A 24,770-nucleotide genomic window follows, 5' to 3' on the forward strand; every position below is an offset into this window, starting at 1 on the left:
AGCGCAAGCCATGACCTTCTTTGTGGACATGGCCCGCTGAGGTTCCAACACCCCTGTCTGGTTTACGCTTCGCCAAACACCCGTTCGAAAATGACGTCGACATTCTTGGTGTGGTAGCCAAGGTCGAAGCGGTCGCGGATTTGCTCTTCTGACAAATAGCCGCGCACGTCTTCATCGCTCAGGAGTTCGCTCAGGAAATCGACAGACGCGGCCCCGGCGACCTGGTAGCTGTCCCAGACTTTCATCGCGTTGCGCTGAACAAGGCGGTATGCGTCCTCACGGGAAGAACCGGCTTGGGTCAGTGCGAGCAGAATACGCTGGGAGTGAACAAGCCCGCCCAGACGGTCCATGTTCCCAATCATGCGCTCCGGGTAAACCATCAGCTTGTCGATAACTCCGGTGAGGCGGGCCAATGCGAAATCTAGTGTAATCGTCGCGTCTGGACCGATCATGCGTTCAACAGAGGAATGCGAGATGTCGCGCTCGTGCCAAAGGGCAACGTTTTCCATGGCTGGAATGGAATAGCCACGTACAAGTCTGGCCAAGCCGGTCAGATTCTCGGTCAGAACCGGGTTGCGTTTGTGCGGCATTGCCGATGAGCCCTTCTGGCCTTTGGAGAAGAACTCCTCAGCTTCCAGCACTTCGGTTCTCTGCAGGTGACGGATTTCGGTCGCAACACGTTCAATCGAGGACGCGATAACGCCGAGCGTCGCGAAATACATGGCATGCCGGTCACGCGGGATAACCTGCGTCGAAACAGGTTCAGCCTTCAAGCCCATCGCCTCTGCAACGTGCTCTTCGACGCTTGGATCGATATTTGCGAATGTTCCGACAGCGCCTGAGATGGCGCATGTGGCGATTTCCTCGCGAGCTGCTTCAAGACGTGTCTTGCAGCGGTCGAATTCGGCATAGGCTTCCGCCATCTTCAGGCCGAAGGTGACCGGCTCGGCGTGGATGCCGTGAGAGCGGCCAATACAGACGGTTTCCTTGTGTTCCATGGCACGGCGCTTGAGCGCTTCAAGCAGTGCGTCCATGTCGTCCAGCAAGATGTCTGTGGCCTTGACCAGCTGAACATTGAAGCAGGTGTCCAGAACGTCGGACGAAGTCATTCCCTGGTGCACAAAGCGTGCATCCGGGCCGACGATTTCGGCCAGGTGGGTCAAAAAGGCGATAACGTCGTGTTTCGTTTCGCGCTCGATCTCATCAATCCGATCAATGTCGAACGTGGCGTTGCCGCCCTTTTCCCAAATGGTCTTGGCAGCTTCCTTGGGGATCACGCCCAGGTCAGCCAAGGCATCGCACGCATGGGCTTCGATCTCGAACCAGATCCGGAATTTCGATTCCGGCGACCAGATGGACACCATGTCGGGGCGGGAGTAGCGCGGGATCATCGCTGGCAGGACCTCATTTTCAAGAAATATGGCGCCGGAATAGCAGAGGGGGGCGGCCCCTTCAATGGAGACAACCGGATTTTGCTTGCAGGCCGGGGAACAATATGGATTTTACCGTTCTGAAAGGCTGCAATCGGGACTAAGGAGAACGAGATGGCGATCTGGCGACCGGCTAACGCCATATCCGTGAAGGCGCTCGCACTTATCTGGCAGGATGACGCATTGCTGATGTTCGATGTCCATGACGATGCCGGGCGCGTCAAGGGGATGCGCCCACTCGGCGGGACAGTCGAATTCGGCGAACCTTGGCGTGATGCGCTCCAGCGAGAGTTCCTGGAAGAGCTTGGCGCCAGGATCGACCTTCTCGACAGCTATTTTGTGATGGAAAATATCTACGAGCATCACGGTGTGCTCGGCCACGAGATTGCTTTTCTGTGCCACGCCCACTTCGTGGACAACAGCTACTACAGGAAAGATACAATTGCGTTTGAAGAGAGCGATGAGACCGTCGCGACCGCCAAATGGATCACTCTGGACGAACTGGATGCCAAACAGTTGGAGCTTTATCCCACCGGATTGAGGGAAAGGCTGGTGAAGCCGGAGGACGCACGCAAGTCAGGCCGCCTATTCAGCTGATTTGGATCAGAACCTGAACTCCGAGCGCTCGGCAGGCCCGTCTTCGGGGTCGTCATATTCGGAGAACTCGTCCAACTCTTCCTCTGCGATGTAATAGTCGAACTTTTCCTTGTTGAGCCGCGACCGAAAAGCATAAACGAAGACCGCCCCGGAAAGCAGGCTCACGGCAACAATGTCTGGCCCGACCGGTATAACGCCGGTGCCACCCCCGAAAGAGCCGAGATACGACAGAGTGAACAGCCCGATGATGAAGGGCGCCAGCCACCGTGCTTCACGCCAGTCCAGAGTTTCAAATCCAAGTTTGCTGCCTCGATACACCAAAAGGATAAGCCCCAAGAGAAGGCAAATGCTGAGATGCAGCATCGTGTCCCAGCCACTCCAATAGATGATCAGGCTGGCGATGATGAAAGCCATACAGCTTGTGATCGGTGCAGCGGGCAGAACAAAGGCTCTGGGTGCTTCGGGAAGCAAGCGGCGAAATGCCAGCACAGCCACCGGTCCGACCACGAAGGAAAAGACGATTGATGACGTATTGAGCGCCAAGATTTCCTTGAACGGCAAAGCGACAAAAAACAGGGACGCCACGGCAAAGTTCACCAGCAGGGAAAAGAGAGGCACTCCGCGGTTCGACAGTGTTTCCATGAATTTTGGGAACAGTCCGTTCTGAGCCATGGCTAGGCCCAGCCTTGCATTGGATCCGACTGAGACAAGGGCGGAGGCAAAGCTTGATATGCGGGCGCTTGTATCCAGGATGCTGACAACCCAAAGAGCACCGATCGCCGTGGCCAAGGCCGCCAGCGGACCCAATTCGCCCGAGAAATGAAGTTCCGGCCAGCCCTTTTGCAATTGTGAATGGTCCAGTGCCCCAAGAAAGGCCAGCTGCAGTCCTCCATAGATGATCAAACAAATCATCAGACTGAGAACAAGTGCCAGTGGAATGTTCACTTTGGGGTTTTTGGCCTCGCCCGCCAAATCAATGACATGGCGAAAACCGATCAGCGCAAAAATGACGCCCCCTGTGGAGATGGCGGATAAGATGCCTTTGAGGCCCTCTGGTGCAAAACCTCCATATTCGCTGAAATTGGAAATGCGGAACTCGGAGGTGAGAATGACCGCAGCAAGAGACAGCGGGACGATGATCTTGACCCAGGTCAGTGCCGTGTTGACCCTGGCAAAAAATCTGACGCCGAATGCATTCACGACTGTGAAGATCAGCAGAAGCAGACAGGCGACGGCAAGACCGACCGCCGACAGGTTGCTGTCGGGCGCATAGAGCCAGGGAGCCATGCCCTTGGAATATCTCAGAACGGCTTCCACTTCGATGGCCGCTGCGGTGTTGTATCCAACCCATGCCGTCCACCCCATGGTCATGGAAACGACAGAACCATGCGAAAAGTGCGGCACCCGGCCAATTCCGCCGGCGACCGGCAGAATTGTCGCGATTTCGGCAAATGTTGCAGCCAGCAACAGCATGGAAATTCCGCCGATCAACCAGGCGATCAGGGCGGATGGCCCTGCAGCCTGTGCAGCCAGCAGCGGCGCGAAGAGCCAGCCGGACCCCAAAATTCCGCTGATCGCGACAAAGGTAAGACCGAGCAGGCCAATGCTGCGTTGCATATGCGCCAAGACGATTCCCCCAATCTTAGGCCTTGAAGGACCTTAGCCGAGGAGTTGCCGTAACGGATAGACGGTTGACGCAAGTTATAGGGAACTATTTTGGCGAGCAGGGATGCCGCTCTACCAGCAACTTTTTCTCAGCCAGAACTGGTTCCAAAAAGCTCAATACGGCTCAGGCGTTTTTCGCTGCCGTTCTGATCGCAGAAATATTCTGCGAATAGCTCTCAATGGAACCGCCTTTGAACACTGCGGAACCGGCTACAAGAACATTTGCGCCAGCAGCAGCAACCAGCGGTGCTGTTTCCGGCGTGACGCCTCCATCGATTTCAAGATCGATTGGCCGGTCTCCGATCATTTCCTTGATACGTTGGGTTTTTTCGACCTGTGATCCGATGAATTTCTGCCCGCCGAAACCCGGGTTGACCGTCATGACCAAAATCAGATCCAGCCGGTCAAGCACATATTCCAGAACGCTCTCCGGTGTTGCCGGGTTCAAAGACACGCCAGCTTTCTTGCCAAGACCACGGATGGCCTGAAGGGACCGGTCCAGGTGCTTGGTTGCTTCCGCATGTACAGTGATAATATCGGAGCCTGCCTTGGCGAAGGCTTCCAGATAAGGATCACACGGTTCAATCATCAAGTGGGTGTCGAAGACCTTGTCTGTGTGAGGCCGCAATTTGGCGATGACATCCGGACCAAAGGTGATGTTGGGAACGAAATGGCCGTCCATGACGTCAAGGTGGATCCAGTCGGCTCCGGCCTCGACCACGTCGCGGACCTCCTGGCCAAGCTTGGAAAAGTCGGAAGCAAGGATTGAAGGGGCGATTTTGATGTCGCGCGGCATGGTGGTCTCCCAATCGGGTCAAGCGGGGTCACTTGGCCGGAAATAGTCTTTGATGCCGCGCTAGCACTTCTGTTGCGCTTGAGCAAGACAGGTGCCGTTGCTCAATCGGTTTAGACGCTCAAAGACGTCCGGTAATCGCCAGGTATCTTCTGTCCGGACCCTCAAACCCGAGGCTGTCCATCTGAATAAGGATCGCGAAGACCGGCGGTGCCTCATCCGGAAAATGCGTGACAATCCGTTCGATGCGGTAGCCGAGTGGGCATTTGCGGCTCTTTGGAACACTCGCGTCATTGTTCAAGGTACGGGCAACGCCGTTATGGAGCATCTCCAGGCGGAACCCCTTGGTTTCAGCACCATAGGAAGCGCATTCGCCGGAGGGCAGCGGATATTCTGTAAGGGTCAGGCGAATGGCGTTTTCGTTGGAAGCAAGAAACTCACGCGGTGCGACGAGCATGTTGTGTGGGTCGGAATTCAGTTCCGTGCGGGGATTGAAGCCAACGGTTCTGCCCTTGCCCGCAATGCCTTGCGTTTTCAGAAGTTGCTGTGCGGCTGCCCGGTTTTTTGCGCGCGTCTCGTTGAGAGCGGCATCCGCAGCGTTGCCAAGATCAATGTCGAAATCGTCCCGTAACCGAAAAGGCGAGGGTTTCACCCAGCTGTCGCCGATGACATCGACCACGAATATCTCCGAATAAGGAAAGCCTGAACCGTCCTGAAAACCGTATTGTTCAAAGGCAAAAAAGTCGCCGTTCTTGGAAAAGCCAAGGAGTTGAAAATCCGCGGTATCGCCTGCCGATGCGGCCGGTGTGACGAAAAGCCCTGCGAGAAGTGCCACCAGAAAATGGCGAGCCTTGCCCCGGGGCGAAATTCTGAACCAGTTGCGGTTGGACACGACATTCTCCTTACGTCTCAACACTGTGTGTGTTCGGAAATAAGGATAACAGACGCAGCTGTCAGGTCTGCTGCGTCACAGTTTTGGCGTTCTGCCGGCAAAACACGCGGACAAACGGTTTCATCATCAAAGGCAGCATGTAGATCGGGAATTGGCCGACCGCGAACCAGAGAAATGTAAACTCCGGCAGGGCACCGCCGAAGGCAGCCACCATCAGACCCATGTTTCGCGTGCCACAGGTATGGGCAATGGCGTAGGCGTCTTCCCGGCTTGCAGGAGAAAACAACAGCAGCGTAAGTGCGATTTGAACAATGGCCAGACAGAAGGTGAGGGCAGTGATACCTAAGGTGAACAAGGGCCTTTCAATGAAACTCTGAGCGACACCGTCCATTGCTGCGATCGCGAAAAAGAGCATCAGCAGCACATTCAAGCCGCTGATATGATTGGCGGATCTCGCGAGGCGCTCCTTGCCGGCAATTTTTCGAAACAACAGCGAAAGCGCAAAAGCGCCCACAAGCAGCAATGAGAGCTGCGTTGCCAACCCCCCGACGCTCAAGGGCAGGGATGGCCCGAGCATGAGTTCGCCAATAAAGGGGGCGGTAAGCGGCGTGACAATCAATGCGGCGACCGATAATGCGAGACTGAGCGTTCCGTCGAGACCGAGAAGATAAATGAAGGCCGGTGCAGCCATAACCGGCGGAGCGGCAGTGGCGATGTAGAGAGCAAGAGCAACGTCGGAGCCGTGTTCCTTGAGGCCTGAAAACTCGATAAAGGCATAGGTCAAAAGCGGTGCGCCAAGCATCATCCAAAACAGTGCAAGCAGCAAAAGGGCCGGTTTGCGAAGTCGTTGGCGAATGGCCTGTTGATCAACTCGCAAAAAGGCGAGCGTCAACAGACTGAAGACCGCAAATCCGAGATAGGGACGCAAGGTGGCGGAAAGCGCTGGCAGGGCCATGCCAATGAAAATGGTTACAGTGAGAGCTGCCGATCCATGGCGGCCAATCCATGCCAAAGCTGCCCCCAGCGGTCGAATCATTTTAGGTTGTCTCCTGAAACGTGTGTGGGCAGGCAGTCTTTGCCTCTTAAAGGATCCGGCGTTTCAACACCAGCCACAAGGTTGTGCGCGGGTGTGGCCGGGACAAAAATGACAAAGCAGGCAGGACAACTCCAGACCTTTGATGTCGTTGTACTTGGCGCCGGGATCGTCGGTGTCTCGACAGCACTGCATTTGAGACGACTTGGTCTCGACGTTGCCTTGATCGATCGGCGGCATCCGGGTGAAGAAGCGTCCTTCGGCAATGCCGGCATCGTGCAATGCAATGGGTTCGTGCCTCACGCCATACCGAACAGGGCACTGCAGCTGCTGTCGATCCTTTTCGGACAATCGACAGCTATATCCTATGACCCGGCCACCTTGATCCGACTGGCGCCCTGGCTGCACCGCTATCGGCTGGCCAGCAGTGGACGGGGCATGGAAATCTATTCGCGGGTCATGGCGCCGCTGAGAGCGCTCGCGGTTCAGGAACATCTTGATATCGCGGCGACGACCAATGCCGACCGGTTTTACCGGCATAGCGGTTGGCTGCATCTGTTCAGAAGCGATGCTTCGTTCCAGAAAAGCGAAAACGAACGCCACTATGCGCGTGTCTTCGGCGTCGCCTTTGATGAACTTGCATCCGGGGACATGGCAGCTCTTGAGCCGGGTCTAAAGGCACATGGCCTTAGAGGTCTGCATTGGACGGACAGTTGTTCCGTGTCCAGTCCGGGCGCTGTTCTCGATGCTTTCTGGCGTGGCTTCGTGCATGAAGGCGGAAGGTATTTTAGAGGAGACGCGAGAGCTCTCAAGCGCCAAAGCGGTGCCTGGAATCTGGAGGTTGAACGGGGAATGATATCGACGGCAAACGTCGTTGTTGCCCTTGGTGCTTGGTCCCAGGATGTCCTCAGCCAGCTTGGTGAAGACTATCCACTGGTGGCAAAACGCGGCTATCACATGCACTACCGGCCTGCGCATGGAGCAGGCCTATCCAGACCGGTGGTGGACGTTGAAAACGGATTTGCCCTGACACCGACGGACAATGGCATTCGTTTGACAACAGGGGTTGAGCTGGCGCCGCGGGATGCACCGGCCAACCCGGCTATCATAAAACGCGCCAGACGGCGCGCCGAAGAACTTGTTCCGCTGGGCAAGGAGCTTCTGGAAAAGCCCTGGCTTGGAAGCAGGCCGTGCTTGCCTGACTCCCTGCCGATTGTCGGCGCGTCTCCACACACACCGGGTCTGTGGCTCAATTTCGGCCACGCACATGACGGCTTTACCCTTGGTCCCGTTACCGGGCGGCTTCTGGCCTACATGATCGTGGGCAAGACACCTTTTCTGGATCCATCTGGACTTTCCGCAAGCAGATTTGCCGAATAAGCCCAATTTCTTGCCATTAAACCAATCCTAATCCTGCGCAGCAAAGCCATAAACCTTGGTTGATAGGCCGGTTTATAAGCCTTTGAGCAATGGTGTTGAGACGCTTCCGAGGCCAGATCAGGGCCAGCCGACGGGCACAGCGTCGGTTGCTTTACCCCGATCCAATCAGACCCTTTCTTTCTTCAATCAAAGGAACTTGCATCATGTCCCGGTATTCAAAATCCGTCCTATTCGCTGTCATCGTCACCGCCAGCTTTGCACTGCCTGCAGGCGGCGCTTTTGCCGCCGTCACCGTTGGAGACAAGGTCGGAACGACAGAAGAGGACATACGCGCGGCCCTAACGGACGAGGGATACGTCGTTGAAGAAATAGAGATCGAAAACGGTGAAGTTGAAGCCGAGGTCTCAAGAGACGGCCAGGAGATCGAAGTTGTTGTTGACGGTGAGTCGGGCCTCATTCTGGAAATGGAACTGGACGAGGCTGACAAAGACGAAGACGAGGACTGATCAATCCTGCGCCTGCCCCGGTCGGCTCGACCAACCCACCGGTCGGCCGGGGCTCGCTTGCATTTTCTCTGTTTCAACTACTGAGGAAACATGTCTCTGCCGGTTTGACGGGGCATAGCGCGCACCTTAGGACACTGGTCGGAGATCTGCTCGCCGCTCTGACCGGGAACCTTGTGAGGAACTGAATGCCGCCTTTCACCAGTTGGAAAACCGCCTGGCCCTGGATGCTGTTCGGGCTACAGTCGCTTTGCGTTGTTTATCTGGTCATCGAAGAAGCTGCAGACTTCCTCTGGGGGGAGACGCCAGGTGGGTTGATTGAAAACGACCTTCTGGAAAACTTGGTCATTGCCGCTCTCGTTGCAGGCCTGGTCGCGTCCGGATTTGAGATCAGAAAAGCCATGACACGCCAAAAAAGACTGGAACAGCAGATCAAAGCCGCCTCCGGTGCATTTGCCAACCTGATGGAAGAACATTTTGAAACGTGGGGTCTGACGCCGTCAGAATGTGATGTGGCGCTGTTTGCACTGAAAGGGTTTTCGATTGCTGAAATTGCCTCCATGCGCAAAACAGCGGAAGGAACCGTCAAAGCGCAATGCAATGCCATCTACCGTAAGGCAGGCGTGAGTGGCCGGCCGCAGCTTTTGTCGCTCTTCATCGATGAATTGCTTCACGGCGCACTCGTTCCGGAGAAAGCGTCGGCTTAGTCGATGGGTGGATCGAGCGGATCGGGACCCTTCATGACCGAAGTTTAATTAGGTATTTCCAGCCCAGTTCCCATTTCGTCTGTCAATCCCGAAGGTCCGGGGCCAATTGACAAACGGAGCGACGAAATGAACATCGCAAATCCCACACTGAAAATGGGCGTTCTGGCATCCGCTGCGGCTATTTGCATGAGCAATGCTGCGCTGGCCGACATCCGCCAGGGTGACAAGATCGGTCTTTCAGTTTCCGACATCGCCAAAAGCCTGGAGATCAACGGCTACGAAATCCGGGAAATCGAAGTCAAGGACGACCGCATCAAGGCAGAAGTCACGCTGGAAGGTGACCGGCTTGAAATGAAGATCGATCCAAAGTCAGGACTGGTGACCCGCGTTGAAGATGACGACTGAGGGAGCTGAGCTGGGGGGCGCGCGAGCGTAGTGTGTTGTTTTGCGCGGCCCTTGAGCGCTGCTGCCGTGCCTCGGGCATGTCTTTCCTAACCTCTAAAACGATAAGGTTCTCGGTCTCCAATTTCAAAGTCGAATATTGTCATACAGTCGTTACTTGAGCTCACTAGATTGCGCTTTGCACACGTGTGCAAGTTCAACACGGAGCAAGCCCGGACAATGGCAGCTCCAAGGTTTCAGGCGAGACTCAGATGACTATTCTTGTTTCAAAACTGCGCCAGTCCACTGCGGCTGCTGTACTCACACTTGCGGCCACAGCTCTATCGGGCGCAGCCGTTGCGAAAGACGTTACGATAACTGTTTGGGCTGGCGGGTCCAATGACAGTGATGCATATCGCTGGGAAGCCATCGAGATGGCTGCAGACATTCTGGAGCGGGAAGCGGCGATCGAAGGGGAAGAACTCAACATCACCGTTGAGTCCAAGGGACAGTTCGGCAACTGGCAGGAATTCAAACAGGCCGTCACTCTTGCAGCAGAAGCGGGCACGGCTCCAAACATCGTCGTCACGTCCCACCTTGATATCGCTCCCTGGTCTGAAGCTGGCTATATCGTACCGGTTGAGGAATACCTTGACCTCGATGCGTGGCCGTTGAACGACATCTACCCAAACCTCCTGGAAATCGCAGCGTTTGACGATGTTCAGTGGGGCTTGCCGCAGGATGCAGAAAGCCGGCCCTTCTTTTTCTGGAAAGAGACCATGAAGAAGATAGGTTACAGCGACGAAGAGATCGCGGCGCTGCCAGCGAAGGTCGAATCCGGCGAATACACTCTTCAAAACATCCTGGAAGACGCCAAAAAGGCCGTCGACATGGAAGTTGTCGAAAAGGGCTATGGCTTCTATCCGCGTCCTTCCAACGGCCCGGACTATGCGCAGTTCTATCAGTCCTTTGGCGGCGAGCTGATTGATGAAGAGACAGGCAAACTGGTCTTAGACAAGAAAGCCATGGAAGAATTCTACCAATTCTTCGCTGATGCAGTTGCAGCTGATGTGACCCGTAAAAACCATCTCGGCACCGATTGGGGACAATGGTACAAGGAGGTTGCCAACGGCAAGGCAGCGACTTGGCATGGCGGCACCTGGCACTTTGGGCGCTATGCACAGGAAGGAAACCAGGATTTCTGGAACACAATAGAGTTTTCACTCATACCGGCAGGTAACGAAATCGGTCGCCCAAACACCATCACACATCCGTTGGTTTACCTGATTACCGACAACACGAATGATGATGTGGAAGAAATCTCGGCGAACCTTGTGAAAATTGCTTCCGAGCCGCGCATCAATTCCCTGCATGCCATTCAGTCGAACCATCTCGGCATTGCCAAGCAGCAATCCAACATCGAACTCTATGCCAACAATCGTTGGGCAGATGAGGCAACCAAACGTCTCCTTGGTCATGCAAATGCGCAGCCGAACCATGTGAATTACGGTGCTTACTCCGAAGCGTTGTTCAAGGGTCTTGAGGCGGCATGGACCGGTACAAAATCTCCAGCGGAAGCTGTTGAGGAAGTCGAAGTTCAGATGAAGGCCACACTCGGCGATGAATTGATCATTCGATAGTCCTGACTGAACGGGAAGGGATGAAAGGGGCAGCCACTGTCCCTTTCGATCTCTAAGGAGTGTAATTCATGCAACGCTCGAGCTGGCTTGGTCTGGCGTTTTTGTCGCCAGCCTTGATAGTCGTTCTATTGTTTTTTTTGGTACCGGTTGTCCTTACGGGCATATTTGCTTTCACCAACATGAGTACGGCCACAGGCGTGAAGGGAGGAAGCTACGTCCTGAACGCCAGCAGCCTTCGAGCGTTGGTTGATGCAGGTCTGCCGGAGGTGACACGCAACCAGATTGAAAGCGCGGGATACCGGATCGACGAGAAGGGGCTCGCAGCTCTTGCCGGAGCCCACGGTCAGGACGTTGCCGAAGAACTGTCGAAAAACCATGCGGGTGAAGTTTTCACCAAACGCCGCGACGTAGAGCGGGCGCTGAAAGACCTCAACAGCAATCCCATCCGAAAAACAAGAGACCGCAAAGCCGCGGCCGATCTGTTTAAGCGCTCAATACTCAATCAACGGTATCAATCGCGAGAAGCCTTTGAAACAGCGTTGAATGAAGCGGGTATTCCGAAATCAGATAGGCCGCTCATTACCGAAATTGCTTATACGGGTTGGACTTGGACAACCGCAAATTTCGATTTGCTGCTTTCGCTCGATTCGACATGGCAATATGCCAAGAACACCGGCATCTATGTCACATTCACGCTTGCGTTTAATGTAATCTTCGGCCTGTTTCTGGCTGTCACAACCTTTTATCTTCCTGCGGCACAGGCAACCACATTCCGGGCAATCTGGTTTCTGCCACGCATTCTGCCGCCGGTGCTTTACATTGTTCTGTGGCGCTGGTTCACCTGGGACACAGGCTTTGTCTCGACGGTTCTCTCCGGATTCGGTTATCCGTCGAAGAACTGGATGCTGGATACTGAGTACCACGCTTGGGTGACTGTCGTCTTGATCAATGGATTCGTCGGCGCATCCATGGGGATGATTGTCTTTTCTTCTGCAATACGGGCAATCCCTACCTCAATGCTCTATGCGTCCGAGGTTGATGGTGCGAGCCGATGGCAACAGGTTTGGCACATCATCCTGCCGCAATTGCGCTGGCCGATCCTGTTCATCACATCCTACCAGACAATGTCGCTGCTGACCTCGTTTGAATATATCTACCTCTCTACGGATGGCGGCCCTGGTGGATCGACGGAAGTCTGGGCACTCGCTGCTTTCCATACGGCACTCAACAACTATGGCGGCAATCTGCAATACGGCCTGGGTGCAACCTATGCGCTCCTTCTGGTGATAATAGGCGTGTTGGCCAGCCTGTTCTATCTGCGGCTATTCAACTTCAAAAATTTGCTCACGAAGCCTCGAATTGAAGGGTAACGGCCATGAAACACAATTTCAGAAATTGGCCGGTTCTATTGGTCCTTTTCATCTTCTCACTACCTCTTCTGATCATGTTGACCTTTCTGGTTGTGGACACGTTCACCACCAAAGTCCCAGGCACGCTTGTTCCAAATGCGTTCACACTGAACCATTTCCGGTTCTTGTGGACTGATTTGGATGACGGAAGTTGGGGGATTTACGGGGTCACACTGAACACGTTCATCTTTGCTGCAAGTACTGCAGCCATTGTAACCGCAATTTCAGTGATGGCCGGTTATGCGCTTTCAAGGCTGAGTTTTCCGGCACGAGGCTTTTTCCTCGGAAGTCTGATTGTGTTGCACGCCTTTCCAACAGTCACTCTGATCATTGCAATCTTCCTGATTCTGCAGATCCTCGGGCTCTACAACACATTGATCGGTGTCATCATCGTCAAGACTGCACTGGAACTTCCCTTCGGTATCTGGGTCATGAAAGGCTTCTACGACACCGTACCGTGGGAGATCGAAATGGCAGGTGTGCAGGACGGCGCGAGCCGCTTCACAGTCTGGTGGAAACTCATCCTGCCTCAAGTTCAACCGGGTTTGATGGCCATCCTGATATTCTCGTTTTTGTCGGGCTGGTCCGAATTTGTGCTGCCGATGGTGCTCAATCCGGGCACTGAAGCGCAGGTTCTTTCCACTTATCTAGCCACGTTGTTGCTCGATACCAACGCAAATTCCGACTTCAATCTCATCTCCGCGGTTGGTCTGTTTTATGCCCTGCCGGTGGTGATCATCTATCTGATTTTCCAAAATAAACTCATGAACATCTATGGCGGAGGCACGAAGGGCTGATGCGTATCTCGATCAAAAATTTCACGAAGACATTCGGCGACACGACCGTCATCAAGGACATGTCCCTTGAAATTGAAAGCGGTGAGATGCTGGCGCTCTTAGGTCCATCCGGTTGCGGTAAGTCGACAACGTTGTTCTCGATCTGCGGTATCCATCGAATGAATGCCGGCCGACTGCAGTTCGGTGACAAGGATGTTTCCAAGCGGCCACCTCAAGAGCGGAACGTTGGCGTCGTCTTTCAGAACTATGCGCTTTATCCGCATATGGACGTTCATGCGAACATCGCCTTTCCGCTAAAAGTTCGCAAAGAACCGCGAACCGAGATTGAACGGAAGGTCCGTGAAATCGCCGCCCTTGTGCATATCGAGGAATTGCTGCAACGCAAGCCCTCCCAGCTTTCCGGCGGCCAACAACAACGTGTGGCCCTTGCTCGTGCATTGGTGAGGAAGCCGGACATTCTCCTCTTGGATGAACCCCTTGCGAATCTGGATGCCAAGTTGCGTCTGGAAATGCGGTCAGAAATTCGCCGTATACAGCAACAAACCGGAATAACTGCAGTTTTGGTCACACACGATCAGGTCGAAGCGATGTCCATGTGCGACCGGATCGCGCTGATGAATAAGGGCGACATTGTCCAAGTGTGCAAGCCGAAGGAAATGTATGACAACCCGGCTTCCGATTTTGTGGCCGGATTCCTCGGCAATCCGCCGATTGCGTTTCTGGATGGCATCGCGAAAGACGGAGAAATCCGGCTTGCAAACTCCGAAGTCGGATTACCTCTTCCCTCTAATATCACAGCTCCTTCCGACGGAACGCAACTTCGCCTCGGTATCAGGCCGGAGTTCTTCCAGCCGCAAAATGATTTGAAGGTCACCGGTAAGGTGAGTTTCGTAGAAACCCAAGGGCGTGAAGATCTTTTCGATGTTACCCTCGCAAACGGGGCCATCCTGAGATCCATTCAATCCCGCGGCGGGGATATAAAGCTCGGAGACGAAGTTACCTGGGGCATCTCGCGAGAGCACATTCTTGCCTTTGGGCCGAGTGGTGAACGTCTTTGACGCAAAATGAGATATCGCTGACCCGCGTCAAGAAAAGCTGGATCCACGACCAGAGGTCCACACCACTCTCGATTGCCCATAGAGGAGCCAGTGCCTACGCTTTCGACAATACGTTAAAAGCGTTTCAACTCGCACATGAGCTGGGCGCTCAGATGTGGGAAGTCGATATTCGGCTGACTTCAGACCGTGTACCTATTGCCTTTCACGATGAAACATTTCGCGACGACGATGGAAATGCGCGGCGCGTCAGCGAACTGACTGCTGACACGCTTCAAGAACTCGCGGCAAAGAGCCATCGTGAAGTGTCAAGGTTTTCCGCGGTTGTTGAACTGGCTAGTGTTTGTGGTGCCGGAATTTATCTTGATGCGAAGGACTCGGATGCGGCTAAAGTTGCCATTGAAATGCTACTCGCATCAAAAAATGATCGCGTGATTGTGGGCGCGAACACCGTATCTTTCGCTCGACACCTGATCGAAACAGATTGCCCTTATCCCGTCTCGCTTCTTGTTCAGGTCGGTCAAGACCCTTTCGCACTTGTTGACGCCTGTGGCGCAGACATTGTTCACCCGTGTTGGGAAAGTGCCGGAGATCGACCGGACCAGCTTCTTGACGATGTTTTCTTCGAAGAAGCCAAACTGCGGAACCTGGCCGTAGTAACCTGGCATGAAGAGCGTAGAAGTGTCATGAAGGCGCTCATCGATTTACCGGTTCTCGGGATTTGCACTAATCAACCGGAAATGGTGTTTTGCGTCCCAAAAAAAGGGCCATTTACTCCGGAAATTGTCTGTCATCGCGGCGCTAACAAAATTGCGCCTGAAAATACACTTTCATCCGCCCGTGCAGCCTGGGCTGCCGGATTTGAGTATGTCGAGATTGATGTTAGGGAAACAGCCGATGGGCACCTGATGGTGCTTCATGATGCAAGTCTTGAACGAACCACGTCCGGCATTGGATATTTGAAAGACAAGTATTTTGCAGACATCGCACACCTGAGTGCCGGGTCCTGGTTCGACGCATTTTATTGTGCCGACAAAATTCCCGAGCTCGACCAGATCCTTGATCTCGCAGGCCTTCACGACGGGGGCCTTTATGTGGAACTGAAGGACGCAGATCCAGTCAAAACAGCTAAAACGGTTCTCGCACGATTGCCCGCAGATCGTGTTTTCTTTTGGTCGTTCAATCAGGACTGGCTTGAGGTTTTATGCTCCGACATACCCGAAGCACGTTTGATGGCGCGCCGCGAGGACTTTCCAACACTCATTGAATGCCTATCGGGCTTTGATGCAGACGTGATCGAATTCAATGCTCGAAACGCAAATGGGAAGGAGATTGAGACTGTACAGAAGCGTGGCAAGAAGGTGATGATTGCACATCATGGATCAGAGGCGGACGTAATAGCGAGGCTCTTGAGCCTCAAACCTGACATGCTGAATGTAGACGACCCGTTTTTGGTCCGCCGTCTAATGACCCACAACCAGAAAGACCAGGAACATGTCTGATCCGGTTGGCCCTAAAAGACAGGTCAACTCATTTGATGTTGCTAAATTGGCCGGAGTGTCCCGCTCTGCGGTTTCCCGCGCCTTTACGGATGGTGCCAGTGTCTCTGAAGAGACGCGCAAGAAGGTGATCCAAGCTGCAACAACGCTCGGTTATCGCGTCAATGTGCTCGCGAGGTCCCTGCATAAACAAAAATCGGACCTAGTCGGTCTTGTCGCGTCCGATCTCGACAATCCTTTCCGTGCTGAACAAATCGATCTGCTCTCCAAAGGGCTTCTGCGGCGGGGCTTCCGGCCCATTCTCCTGCGTGGCGACCCTGGAACCGATGTCGCCGATCTGATCGGATCGCTGCTTCAATATAGTGTCGCTGGTGTGATCGTGACATCCGACACACCTTCGCAATCAATATGTCAGGAGTGTTTGGACAATGGTGTTCCCTTGGTTGTCGTTAACAAACGCGATCCAGGCGCTCCTGTGGATCGCGTTCTAACGGATTTCGAAACCGGTGGCAGACTGGCTTATGAACATCTTGTCAATTGCGGCTGCAAGAGCCTTGCGGTGGTGACGCCTGAAAAATCGTCTTACTCGGTCATCGGACGTGCGCTTTCCTTTGAGCGAGCGGCAAATTCAAGCGGTATTCCGGTTGTGCGAATTGCCCGGGGCACACAGACCTATCAAGGTGGTTTGGAGGCCTCGAGTTTTGTCTTTGAACACTCCAGTGAGATTGACGGCGTATTCTGCACTGCAGACTATCTAGCGCTTGGAGTGCTAGATGGGCTTCGCTTGAAACATGACCTCAAGATTCCCGAAAACCTGCAGATTGTCGGATATGACGATATTCCACAAGCTGCCTGGAAATCATATGAGCTGACAACATTCCATCAAAGTCGGGCTGAACTCAGTGACGTCGCGTTGGACCTGCTTTTGACGCGGATGGAAAATCCTGATGCGCCACCACAGGTGATTTCCCAGAGCGTGTCGCTCGTTCAACGCGGTACTACAATTCCAATCTCCTAGTGTGTACCTGAAGCTGCACCGCATCACACATAAGTTAGCGCTTACAGTGTTGGTAGCTATGGGCAGGGGGCGGGTGTTGCCTTTGGAGAGGCAAAGCTTCTTCAGTTCTTCTGATTTGTCAAAATCGGCATGAACGCGTGAGCATTGAGTGCTTTTGGTGATTCTGTTTGGACAGGGCGAAGCCGCTGTTTGAAGCATGCGAGACTGCGCAAAAGCAATATCTGGCAAGTCTGAAGGCGGTACAGTTTAGTGTTGTTTCGTGAGTGTGGCGCAATTCACACGTGTATAGAAGCCTGAGGCTTCGAACGCCATTTTCAACTTGAACTGTCGAAGGCAGCCGCTAGGGTAGCTCCGTTGCATCGTGTGCGCACCAGCGCGTGTGCGGGCACAATCGTGAAACAGAGCAATCAGAGTTCAAGAGGTCAGAATGCGTCTACTCGGTCCAAAATAGACCGACACACAGACCAAGTTCGGTTCCCGTGTCGGTATCAGCAATTCATCCGTACCGCCCGCGACCCGAAACTCTGAAGAGCGTCTCCGTGTCGGTACGATTTTTTCAAAAATCTCGAACTTGCAATGGAGCGCGGACCGATGAATACGGTCTTCTCTTATCTTGAAAATATCGTCTCTCCCTTCAAGCATCATGACGGAACGCCGCCGCCTTCCGATCTGAGCGCGTTTTACTGGCATTTTGTCCGCCAGATCTGGAAACCGCTGGTCTGGCTCATGGCGTTTGGTTTCGTCGTTTCGATCATCGAGGTGGCCCTTTTCGACTATCTGGGGCGGATCATTGACTATCTGAACACAACCAGTCCCGATCAACTTCTCACCGAGCACGGTTCTGAACTGATCTGGATGCTGGTGGTGGTTGTGCTGTTGCGTCCGTTGTTTGGGGCGGGTCACACGATGATCAAGTTCCAGATCATCGAGCCTGCGATGACCAACCTCGTTCGCTGGCAGACCCACAAACACGTTCTGGGACAGTCACTGTCCTACTTCAACAACGACTTTGCCGGGCGGATTGCGAACAAGATCATCCAGACCGGACCCTCTTTGCGCGGCTCCGTCGTGTCACTGATCGATGCGATCTGGTTCGTGCTGATCTATGTCACCGCAGCAATTTACCTGTTTGCGGGCGTCGATGCCTGGCTGATCCTGCCGCTTGTCGGCTGGATTGTCATTTATGTGGCGCTGCTGGTGTATTTCGTGCCGCAGATCAAGGAGCGTTCGGCCATCATGTCGGAAGCACGCTCCAGCCTGACCGGGCGGATCGTCGACAGCTATACCAACATCCTGACTGTCAAACTGTTTGCAGCTGGCCGCAAAGAGGAAGCCTATACGCGTGATGCGCTGGAGGATCATACAAGGAAGTTTTACGACATCCTTCGGCCACTGACGCAAATGGTCACTCTGCTTTGGATCGTCAACGGCGTGTTCATTGCTTCGTTGAGTGCGCTAGGTATTGGCCTCTGGCAGAATGGTCTCGTCTCTGTCGGGTCGCTGACACTGGCCATCACGCTGTCGGTGCGCATCGTCAACATGTCTGCCTGGATCATGTGGATCACTACCGACATCTTTGAAAATGTCGGAACGGTTCAGGAAGGCATGGATACGATTTCCAAGCCTCACACGCTGGTGGATCGAAAGGGCGCTCAGCCATTGACGGTTTCCAAGGGCAAGATCGCCTTTGAAGGCATCCGGTTCCACTATGGAAAGGACAAAGGGGTTATTGAGGACCTGTCACTGCAAATTGAACCCGGTGAGAAAGTGGGTCTGGTCGGACGGTCCGGTGCCGGAAAATCGACCCTGGTCAATCTGTTGTTGCGCTTTTATGACCTTGAGGGTGGGCGTATTCTGATCGATGATCAAGACATCGGTGCGGTTACTCAGGACAGCCTCCGGGCCCAGATTGGCATGGTGACCCAGGACACATCGTTGTTGCACCGTTCGGTCCTCGACAACATCGTCTATGGCCGGTCCGGCGCGAGCCGGGAGCAAGCCTTGCAGGCCGCACAAAAAGCGCATGCCATGTCCTTCATACCCGACCTCCAGGACCTTGGAGGACGGCGCGGGCTTGACGCGCATGTCGGCGAGCGGGGTGTCAAACTGTCAGGTGGCCAGCGTCAGCGGATTGCCATCGCCCGGGTACTTCTGAAGGATGCCCCGATACTGGTTCTGGATGAGGCGACGTCGGCACTCGATTCCGAGGTCGAGGCTGCTATTCAGGAAAGCCTGTTTGATCTCATGAAAGGCAAGACGGTGATTGCCATTGCCCACCGCCTGTCGACGATTGCGGCGATGGATCGGCTGATCATCATGGATCAGGGCCGGATCATCGAAGAGGGCTCGCACAAGTCGCTGCTGGAAAGGGGCGGGGTCTATGCCCAGCTCTGGAACAGACAGTCCGGCGGCTTCCTGGACCCTGCTGCTGTGGCATAAGGCCTGTCGCAGATCAGGGGTCTGACCTGGAGCTTATACATCTCGTGAAGGTGACCAGATCTTCACGAGATGGGCGTAGCTTCTGTCAGATGACCTATGGCTTTCCACCAGCTCGCTGACCGAAACCTGGGCAGGGGTTCTTCGTGTCCTTTCCCATTCGCTTTTGCTATTTTGTGATTTCACCCGGACACCAATCACACGTTGCTATCGGGTCCTGTGGCCACGACACAGTCAATCCGGTACAGACCAGCTTCGGGTCAGGTTTTCGCTAGCATTGGCAATATCAGGCCCCACCGGGTTTCCTGAGGTGGTCCGGCAGCTTCGAACCCGAGTTTCTTGTAAACAGCGATTGCTCTCTTGTTGTCAGGGTGCGGATCGGTCGCGATCACGGGTGCTCCGGCGTCAAAAAGCATTTGCATGCGTGCGCTGATAAATCCTTGGCCATGACCAACACCGATCATATCCGGATCACCGATAAACTGGTCGATCCCACGCGACCCCTTTGGAAGACCGGCGAAATGGTGCGTGTCCCACCCGTGTACCGTGTAGTCCTGCATAAAGGCAAAGGGGTGCTCTGCGATTGAAACGATCCAGCGTGCCACCCTTGGATCAGCGAGGTCCGCTTCGTTGTAGCCTTCACCAGCGTCCCACCATTCGAGGACATGAGGCACTGAACGCCATGCTTTCAGCAAGGCGAGGTCATCTAACGTTACTTTTTTAAAACTGTAGGGATTGGCCGCATTCATCGGGCCAGAATAACAGATCCTGCGGAAGATGATTAAGGTTAGAAGCTGACCATAACGTGGAACAGCCCGCCTGGCGCTCACAGATCAAAACCAAGGGGTTGCCTTCAGTTCGACAACCAATCCAAGATCAGTAGTGCCGAAGGTTTTCGGTATGTTGTGGCGCAGGTGTCTCTCTTCGTGGGTAGAGACAATACCGTACCACTTTTCGCGGTCAGTTTTCGCGTAGAGGCAATGCAACGGTGTCTTTTACCGTGTTGACCACAATGCGGGACTGCACATCCGAAACCAGAGTGTTGTCCAACAATTTCAATCGCAGAAAATTATCGTAGGTTTTGATGTCATCGGTCACGACCTTGATCAGGTAGTCAACTGCGCCTGTGATGCGCTCGCAGGTGACAACTTCCGGCCAGTGGTGCACCAGCTTGTCGAAAGTTTCCATGTTTTCCCGGCTTGGCACCGCAAGTTTGACGAAGGAGTAGGCGACAAAGTTGAGGCCAACCGATTCCCGGTCAATAATCGCAGTTATCTGACGGATTATGCCCTGTTCCTTGAGGCGTTTGATCCGTCGCCAGCATGGGGTCTGGCTCATGCCCGATTCCTTTGCGACTTCCGCAATGGAGAGTGAGGCGTCCCTCTGCAGGACACGAAGAACACGAATGTCGGACGGGTCGAGAAGATATTTGTCAGTCATCGGCCATTTTAGGAATTTTTATGCTGCCCCGGGGTGATTGACCGTGACGATAGCACAGAAATTGCCCGAGAAAAGGATGATATTTATCTGCAGATGAGGTTGCCGGGGAGAGGCTAGCCCCCATACTGTTGGTTAGGAGGAAACTGGATGAATGTGCATATGCCAACCGTGACGCTCGAGGACAAATACGTCGCGACGCAAGGTCGGGTGTATCTGACCGGCATACAGGCGCTCGTCCGATTGGCACTTGATCGTGCACGTCTTGATCAACAGGCCGGTATGAAAACCGGCGGCTTCATTTCCGGGTATCGTGGGTCGCCGCTGGCGGGCTACGACACCGAATTGATGCGGGCCGACCGCCACCTCAAATCTTCAGATGTCGTTTTTAAGCCCGGTGTGAATGAGGAGCTTGGCGCGACGGCTGTCTGGGGCAGCCAGAAACTGCGCGGTGAAGGTGGCGTCGGGCGTGCGACCGATTATGACGGTGTGTTCGGGATCTGGTACGGCAAGGCCCCAGGTGTGGACAGGGCAGGAGACGTTCTGCGTCAGGCCAACGCGTCCGGTACGGACAGGAATGGTGGTGTGCTTGCGCTGGCCGGAGACGATCATCTGGCAAAGTCTTCCATTCTGCCCGCGCAAAGCGAGTTCTATTTTGAACATGCAGAAATTCCCGTTCTCAATCCGGCCGATATCCAGGACGTTCTCGACTACGGTCTTCACGGGCTGGAAATGTCACGCTTCACCAGCCTGTGGACTGCACTGATCTGCGTTGCTGACACAATGGATGCGTCTGCGACGATCAACGTTTCTTCGGAACGGCTGAGACTGGTGCGCCCGCTCGACGGCGATCCACGGAAGGACTATCGCCAGAACCGCGACCTGATGCTTGGCAACCGGCTTGAAACAGAACGCCTGGTGCGCGATCTCAGGATCCCGGCCGCCCAGAACTACGTTCGCACAAATGGCCTCGACAGGATCACCTTCGGCAGCACCCGTCAGGTGAAACTTGGAATTGTCGCCTCCGGTAAAGCCTATCGGGATCTGCTTCAGGCACTGGATCTGATGGGCATAACCGAAGCAATGGCAAAGTCGATGGGGCTTGCGGTCTACAAGGTTGCGATGACCTGGCCGCTTGAACCTCTTGGTCTCAGAGAATTTGCGCGCGGTGCGGAACGGCTGTTGATCATCGAACACAAGCGCGCCTTTATGGAAAGCCAGATCAAGGAAATTTCCTATCACTGGCCGGAAATGAGCCGTCCGGAGATCTGGGGCAAGCGACGTCCTGACGGGTCGCCCTTCTTGTCTGATGTTCTGGAGCTGTCCGTTGCAGAGCTCATCGAAGGCTTGATGAAGTGGTTACCCGGCGATGTTGTCAGCGAAGAAATGCGCGCCGTTGCCAGCCGGATGACCCGCCAGGCCATGTGGGCACAAGGCCATGCGGAGCGAGCGGCCCGTATCCCATATTTTTGTTCCGGCTGCCCGCACTCAACATCCACCAAAACACCTGAAGGGTCCCGGTCGTTGCCAGGCATTGGATGTCACGCGATGACGGAGATGGCCGGTCGGACAACGGAAGGCCAGATCGCAATGGGCGGTGAGGGCGTTCTATGGGTCGGTCAGCAACCCTTCTCAGGCGATAGCCATGTCTTTGCCAATGTGGGTGACGGTACCTATTTCCACTCCGGCATTCTGGCTATCCGCCAGGCACTCGCCTCGAATGTGCCGATTACCTACAAGATCCTTTATAATGACGCTGTCGCCATGACGGGTGGTCAGAAGGTCGACGGTCAGTTGACCGTGCCGCAGATTACGCGCCAGCTTGAAGCGGAAGGCGTCGAGCGGATCGCGGTGGTTTCGGAAAATCCGGAGAACTATGGCTCCTGGACACCAATTGCCCCGGGTACGAAGGTGCACCATCGGGACGAGCTTATGGATGTTCAGGAAGAGCTGCAGACTTTTCCGGGCGTGTCCGTGATTGTTTATGATCAGACTTGCGCTGCTGAGAAACGCCGCAGGCGCAAGCGTGGTCAGTTTCCGGATCCGGACAAGCGCCTTTTCATCAATGACCGTGTCTGTGAAGGCTGTGGCGATTGCTCCGTCCAGTCGAACTGCCTGTCGGTGGAGCCACTGGCAACGCCGTTCGGCGAAAAGAGGGTCATCAACCAGTCAAGTTGCAACAAGGATTTCTCCTGCATTAAAGGATTTTGTCCTTCCTTTGTGGAAGTTGACGGGGCTGCGCTGAAAAAGCCCAAAAAGGCAGATGTCGATATCGATGCCCTGGTGAATACTCTCCCGCAGCCAGAGCTTGCTTCACTGGAGCGCACTCACAACACTCTCGTTGCCGGCATTGGCGGCATGGGCGTAACGACGATCAGCGCAGTGCTTGCCATGGCAGCGCATGTCGATGGCAAACAAGCCTCGACACTTGATATGACGGGGCTTGCCCAAAAGGGTGGGCCGGTGACATCTCATGTTCGTTTTGCTGCCAGCGACAGATCCATTGAAGGGCCCCGTGTTCCTGCTGCGAGCCTGGACCTTCTGGTTGCAAGCGACATGGTGGTTGCGACCAATGCAGATCAGCTTGCACTGGCACATCGCGGCCAGACCCTGACGGTTGCAAATACCAAGGTCGCGCCGACAGCAGAATTCGTTTTGAAACAGACGCTTTCGTTCGACGAACAGCGCATGGATACTGCGCTGCGCGAAGCGTCCGGAAAGTATCTCCCGCTGAATGCTGCAGATGTGGCCGAGAAGCTGCTGGGCGATGCCATCTACGCCAACATGCTTCTTGTCGGAATGGCCTATCAGAGCGGTGCCTTGCCGATTTCGGACTATGCGCTGGAAACGGCCCTGGAATTGAACGGGGCGGCCGTTGCCAACAACATCAAGGCTTTCCGGGCAGGGCGTGTGCTGGCTGCTGATGCGGAGCAGCTTTTGAAAGCACTGCCATCTGAGCACAAGCCAAGGCAGTTCACCCTGGACGAGAAGATCGCGTTCAATGCGGCGGAGCTGACGGCCTATCAGGACAGCGCATATGCAGCGCATTACCTGGCATTGATGGACAAGGTAAAGACAGCTGATGAAGCCCATGGCCCCGGCACCCTGCGCCTGTCCCAGACAATTGCCGACCTGCTTTACAAGGTGATGGCCTACAAGGACGAGTATGAAGTCGCGCGTCTTTATTCCGATCCGGCTTTCAAGGACAAGATTGCGCAGCGTTTTGAAAACCCGAAGAAACTGAAGGTTCATCTGGCACCGCCATTTCTGGCGCACCGCAAGGACCCCAAGACCGGCAGGCCGGAAAAGATCGCTTTTGGTCCATGGGTTTTTGGTGTTTTCGGGGTGCTTGCCAAATTCAAGGCCATGCGTGGCAAGTGGTATGATCCGTTTGGCCGTACGCACGAACGCCGCGCCGAGCGTGCTTTGATCGCACAATATGAAAAGGATATCGCAGACATCCTGAACAAGTTGCCGGACGGCAATTACGGGCTTTTGGTGGAAATCGCCCGTGTCCCTGACCTTGTTCGTGGATTCGGAGCGGTGAAGGAAGCAAACTTCCAAAAGGCCACTGAAAAGCGTCAGCAATTGCTGGAACAGCTGAATAAATCCGGAGATGGCGGCAGCGACAAGGCCGACAACGTCAAAGAATTTATGGCCGCTGCAGAATAATTGGATGTTGAGGCCGATTGTGAGACTGACGCGCCGCGCCGGTTTCAGGCGGTGAAGGTTTGAGCTTGGGAACAACCGTTCAGCGATAGCCTGCTGGCAATCCCCCGCTCGAACGCGTGCGGTTGCCTGCAATCCCAAGCCCCAGTCGATCAATTTGTTTGTGCCCCGAGCGGTCGTGCGGGCGAGAAGGCTTTGCTCTGGTGCCAGCTGCTTTGGAGCGAATGGCTTCTTCACGTGTGGGTTAAATCATCAGGCGGCCCTGAACCCTGAATTGCGTAAAATCCCAAGTCGGTCTCATTTTTTTCGCAGTATTTTTCGACTATTTTTATGCCTTGATTTTCCGGATTTTGGGCAAGTTGAAATGGGTAAGTTCATTTTTCTCAGTGATTTACAGGCGTTCCGTAAAATCTAAATTGAATTCGTGCA

General features: G+C 54.5%; 20 protein-coding genes. 13 read left to right on the forward strand and 7 right to left on the reverse strand.

The features are described 5' to 3' along the window. Positions 1-62: 62 nt before the first annotated feature. Positions 63-1,391 (reverse strand): adenylosuccinate lyase, encoded by a 1,329-nt coding sequence (gene purB / locus K1718_RS11840; protein ID WP_265684543.1) that lies wholly within the window; start codon positions 1,389-1,391, stop codon positions 63-65. 153 nt (positions 1,392-1,544) lie between these two features. On the opposite strand from purB, the gene K1718_RS11845 reads away from it, so the two are divergent. Continuing rightward, the gene (locus K1718_RS11845) at positions 1,545-2,027 is read left to right on the forward strand and encodes an NUDIX hydrolase (protein WP_152501112.1); all 483 of its coding nucleotides are present in this window, start codon (positions 1,545-1,547) and stop codon (positions 2,025-2,027) included. 6 nt (positions 2,028-2,033) lie between these two features. On the opposite strand, the gene K1718_RS11850 is transcribed toward K1718_RS11845, so the two are convergent. The 4 genes from K1718_RS11850 to K1718_RS11865 form a co-directional block, all read right to left on the reverse strand. Continuing rightward, positions 2,034-3,644, reverse strand: a complete 1,611-nt coding sequence (locus K1718_RS11850; RefSeq protein WP_265684690.1) for an APC family permease — start codon at positions 3,642-3,644, stop codon at positions 2,034-2,036. 172 nt (positions 3,645-3,816) lie between these two features. Continuing rightward, the gene (gene rpe / locus K1718_RS11855; protein WP_152501113.1) at positions 3,817-4,488 is read right to left on the reverse strand and encodes a ribulose-phosphate 3-epimerase; all 672 of its coding nucleotides are present in this window, start codon (positions 4,486-4,488) and stop codon (positions 3,817-3,819) included. 118 nt (positions 4,489-4,606) lie between these two features. Next, the gene (locus K1718_RS11860) at positions 4,607-5,377 is read right to left on the reverse strand and encodes a DUF2259 domain-containing protein (RefSeq protein ID WP_265684544.1); all 771 of its coding nucleotides are present in this window, start codon (positions 5,375-5,377) and stop codon (positions 4,607-4,609) included. Between the two features lie 61 nt (positions 5,378-5,438). Then, positions 5,439-6,413: a sodium:proton symporter gene (locus K1718_RS11865; protein WP_265684545.1), complete on the reverse strand. Its 975-nt coding sequence runs from the start codon at positions 6,411-6,413 to the stop codon at positions 5,439-5,441. Positions 6,414-6,521: 108 nt separating this feature from the next. Between K1718_RS11865 and K1718_RS11870 the strand changes: the two genes are divergently transcribed. From K1718_RS11870 to K1718_RS11920, 11 genes are all read left to right on the forward strand, one after another. After that, positions 6,522-7,790, forward strand: coding sequence for an NAD(P)/FAD-dependent oxidoreductase (locus tag K1718_RS11870; RefSeq protein WP_265684546.1), 1,269 nt, complete (start codon positions 6,522-6,524; stop codon positions 7,788-7,790). A gap of 203 nt (positions 7,791-7,993) precedes the next feature. Next, positions 7,994-8,296 carry a PepSY domain-containing protein gene (locus K1718_RS11875; protein ID WP_265684547.1) on the forward strand — a complete coding sequence of 101 codons (303 nt, stop codon included), beginning with the start codon at positions 7,994-7,996 and terminating at the stop codon, positions 8,294-8,296. 185 nt (positions 8,297-8,481) lie between these two features. Next, positions 8,482-9,000 (forward strand): helix-turn-helix transcriptional regulator, encoded by a 519-nt coding sequence (locus tag K1718_RS11880; protein ID WP_265684548.1) that lies wholly within the window; start codon positions 8,482-8,484, stop codon positions 8,998-9,000. 126 nt (positions 9,001-9,126) lie between these two features. After that, positions 9,127-9,405 carry a PepSY domain-containing protein gene (locus tag K1718_RS11885; RefSeq protein WP_152501117.1) on the forward strand — a complete coding sequence of 93 codons (279 nt, stop codon included), beginning with the start codon at positions 9,127-9,129 and terminating at the stop codon, positions 9,403-9,405. A 248-nt stretch (positions 9,406-9,653) separates the two neighbouring features. Next, positions 9,654-11,021: an ABC transporter substrate-binding protein gene (locus tag K1718_RS11890; protein WP_265684549.1), complete on the forward strand. Its 1,368-nt coding sequence runs from the start codon at positions 9,654-9,656 to the stop codon at positions 11,019-11,021. Positions 11,022-11,089: 68 nt separating this feature from the next. Continuing rightward, entirely contained in the window at positions 11,090-12,391 is a 1,302-nt protein-coding gene (locus K1718_RS11895; protein ID WP_265684550.1) for a carbohydrate ABC transporter permease, read from the forward strand. Positions 12,392-12,396: 5 nt separating this feature from the next. After that, a complete protein-coding gene (locus K1718_RS11900) occupies positions 12,397-13,227 on the forward strand; it encodes a carbohydrate ABC transporter permease (RefSeq protein ID WP_265684551.1) in 831 nt (276 codons plus the stop codon). Beyond that, on the forward strand, positions 13,227-14,285 hold the full coding sequence (locus K1718_RS11905) for an ABC transporter ATP-binding protein (protein ID WP_265684552.1): 1,059 nt from the start codon (positions 13,227-13,229) through the stop codon (positions 14,283-14,285). The genes K1718_RS11900 and K1718_RS11905 overlap by 1 nt, the downstream gene beginning before the upstream one ends. Continuing rightward, a complete protein-coding gene (locus K1718_RS11910; protein WP_265684553.1) occupies positions 14,282-15,784 on the forward strand; it encodes a glycerophosphodiester phosphodiesterase in 1,503 nt (500 codons plus the stop codon). Before K1718_RS11905 ends, K1718_RS11910 begins: the two co-directional genes overlap by 4 nt. Then, positions 15,777-16,799, forward strand: a complete 1,023-nt coding sequence (locus tag K1718_RS11915) for a LacI family DNA-binding transcriptional regulator (RefSeq protein ID WP_265684554.1) — start codon at positions 15,777-15,779, stop codon at positions 16,797-16,799. Before K1718_RS11910 ends, K1718_RS11915 begins: the two co-directional genes overlap by 8 nt. Before the next feature lie 591 nt (positions 16,800-17,390). Beyond that, a complete protein-coding gene (locus K1718_RS11920; RefSeq protein WP_265684555.1) occupies positions 17,391-19,238 on the forward strand; it encodes an ABC transporter ATP-binding protein in 1,848 nt (615 codons plus the stop codon). Between the two features lie 257 nt (positions 19,239-19,495). Here K1718_RS11920 and K1718_RS11925 read toward each other — a convergent pair whose 3' ends face one another. Continuing rightward, positions 19,496-19,984 (reverse strand): GNAT family N-acetyltransferase, encoded by a 489-nt coding sequence (locus K1718_RS11925; RefSeq protein WP_265684691.1) that lies wholly within the window; start codon positions 19,982-19,984, stop codon positions 19,496-19,498. A 211-nt stretch (positions 19,985-20,195) separates the two neighbouring features. Beyond that, positions 20,196-20,675, reverse strand: a complete 480-nt coding sequence (locus K1718_RS11930; RefSeq protein WP_152501126.1) for an Lrp/AsnC family transcriptional regulator — start codon at positions 20,673-20,675, stop codon at positions 20,196-20,198. Positions 20,676-20,822: 147 nt separating this feature from the next. Between K1718_RS11930 and K1718_RS11935 the strand changes: the two genes are divergently transcribed. Next, positions 20,823-24,344 carry an indolepyruvate ferredoxin oxidoreductase family protein gene (locus tag K1718_RS11935; protein ID WP_265684556.1) on the forward strand — a complete coding sequence of 1,174 codons (3,522 nt, stop codon included), beginning with the start codon at positions 20,823-20,825 and terminating at the stop codon, positions 24,342-24,344. The last annotated feature ends 426 nt before the right edge of the window (positions 24,345-24,770 follow it).

The sequence above is a fragment of the Roseibium porphyridii genome (assembly GCF_026191725.2).
Lineage (GTDB): Bacteria > Pseudomonadota > Alphaproteobacteria > Rhizobiales > Stappiaceae > Roseibium > Roseibium porphyridii.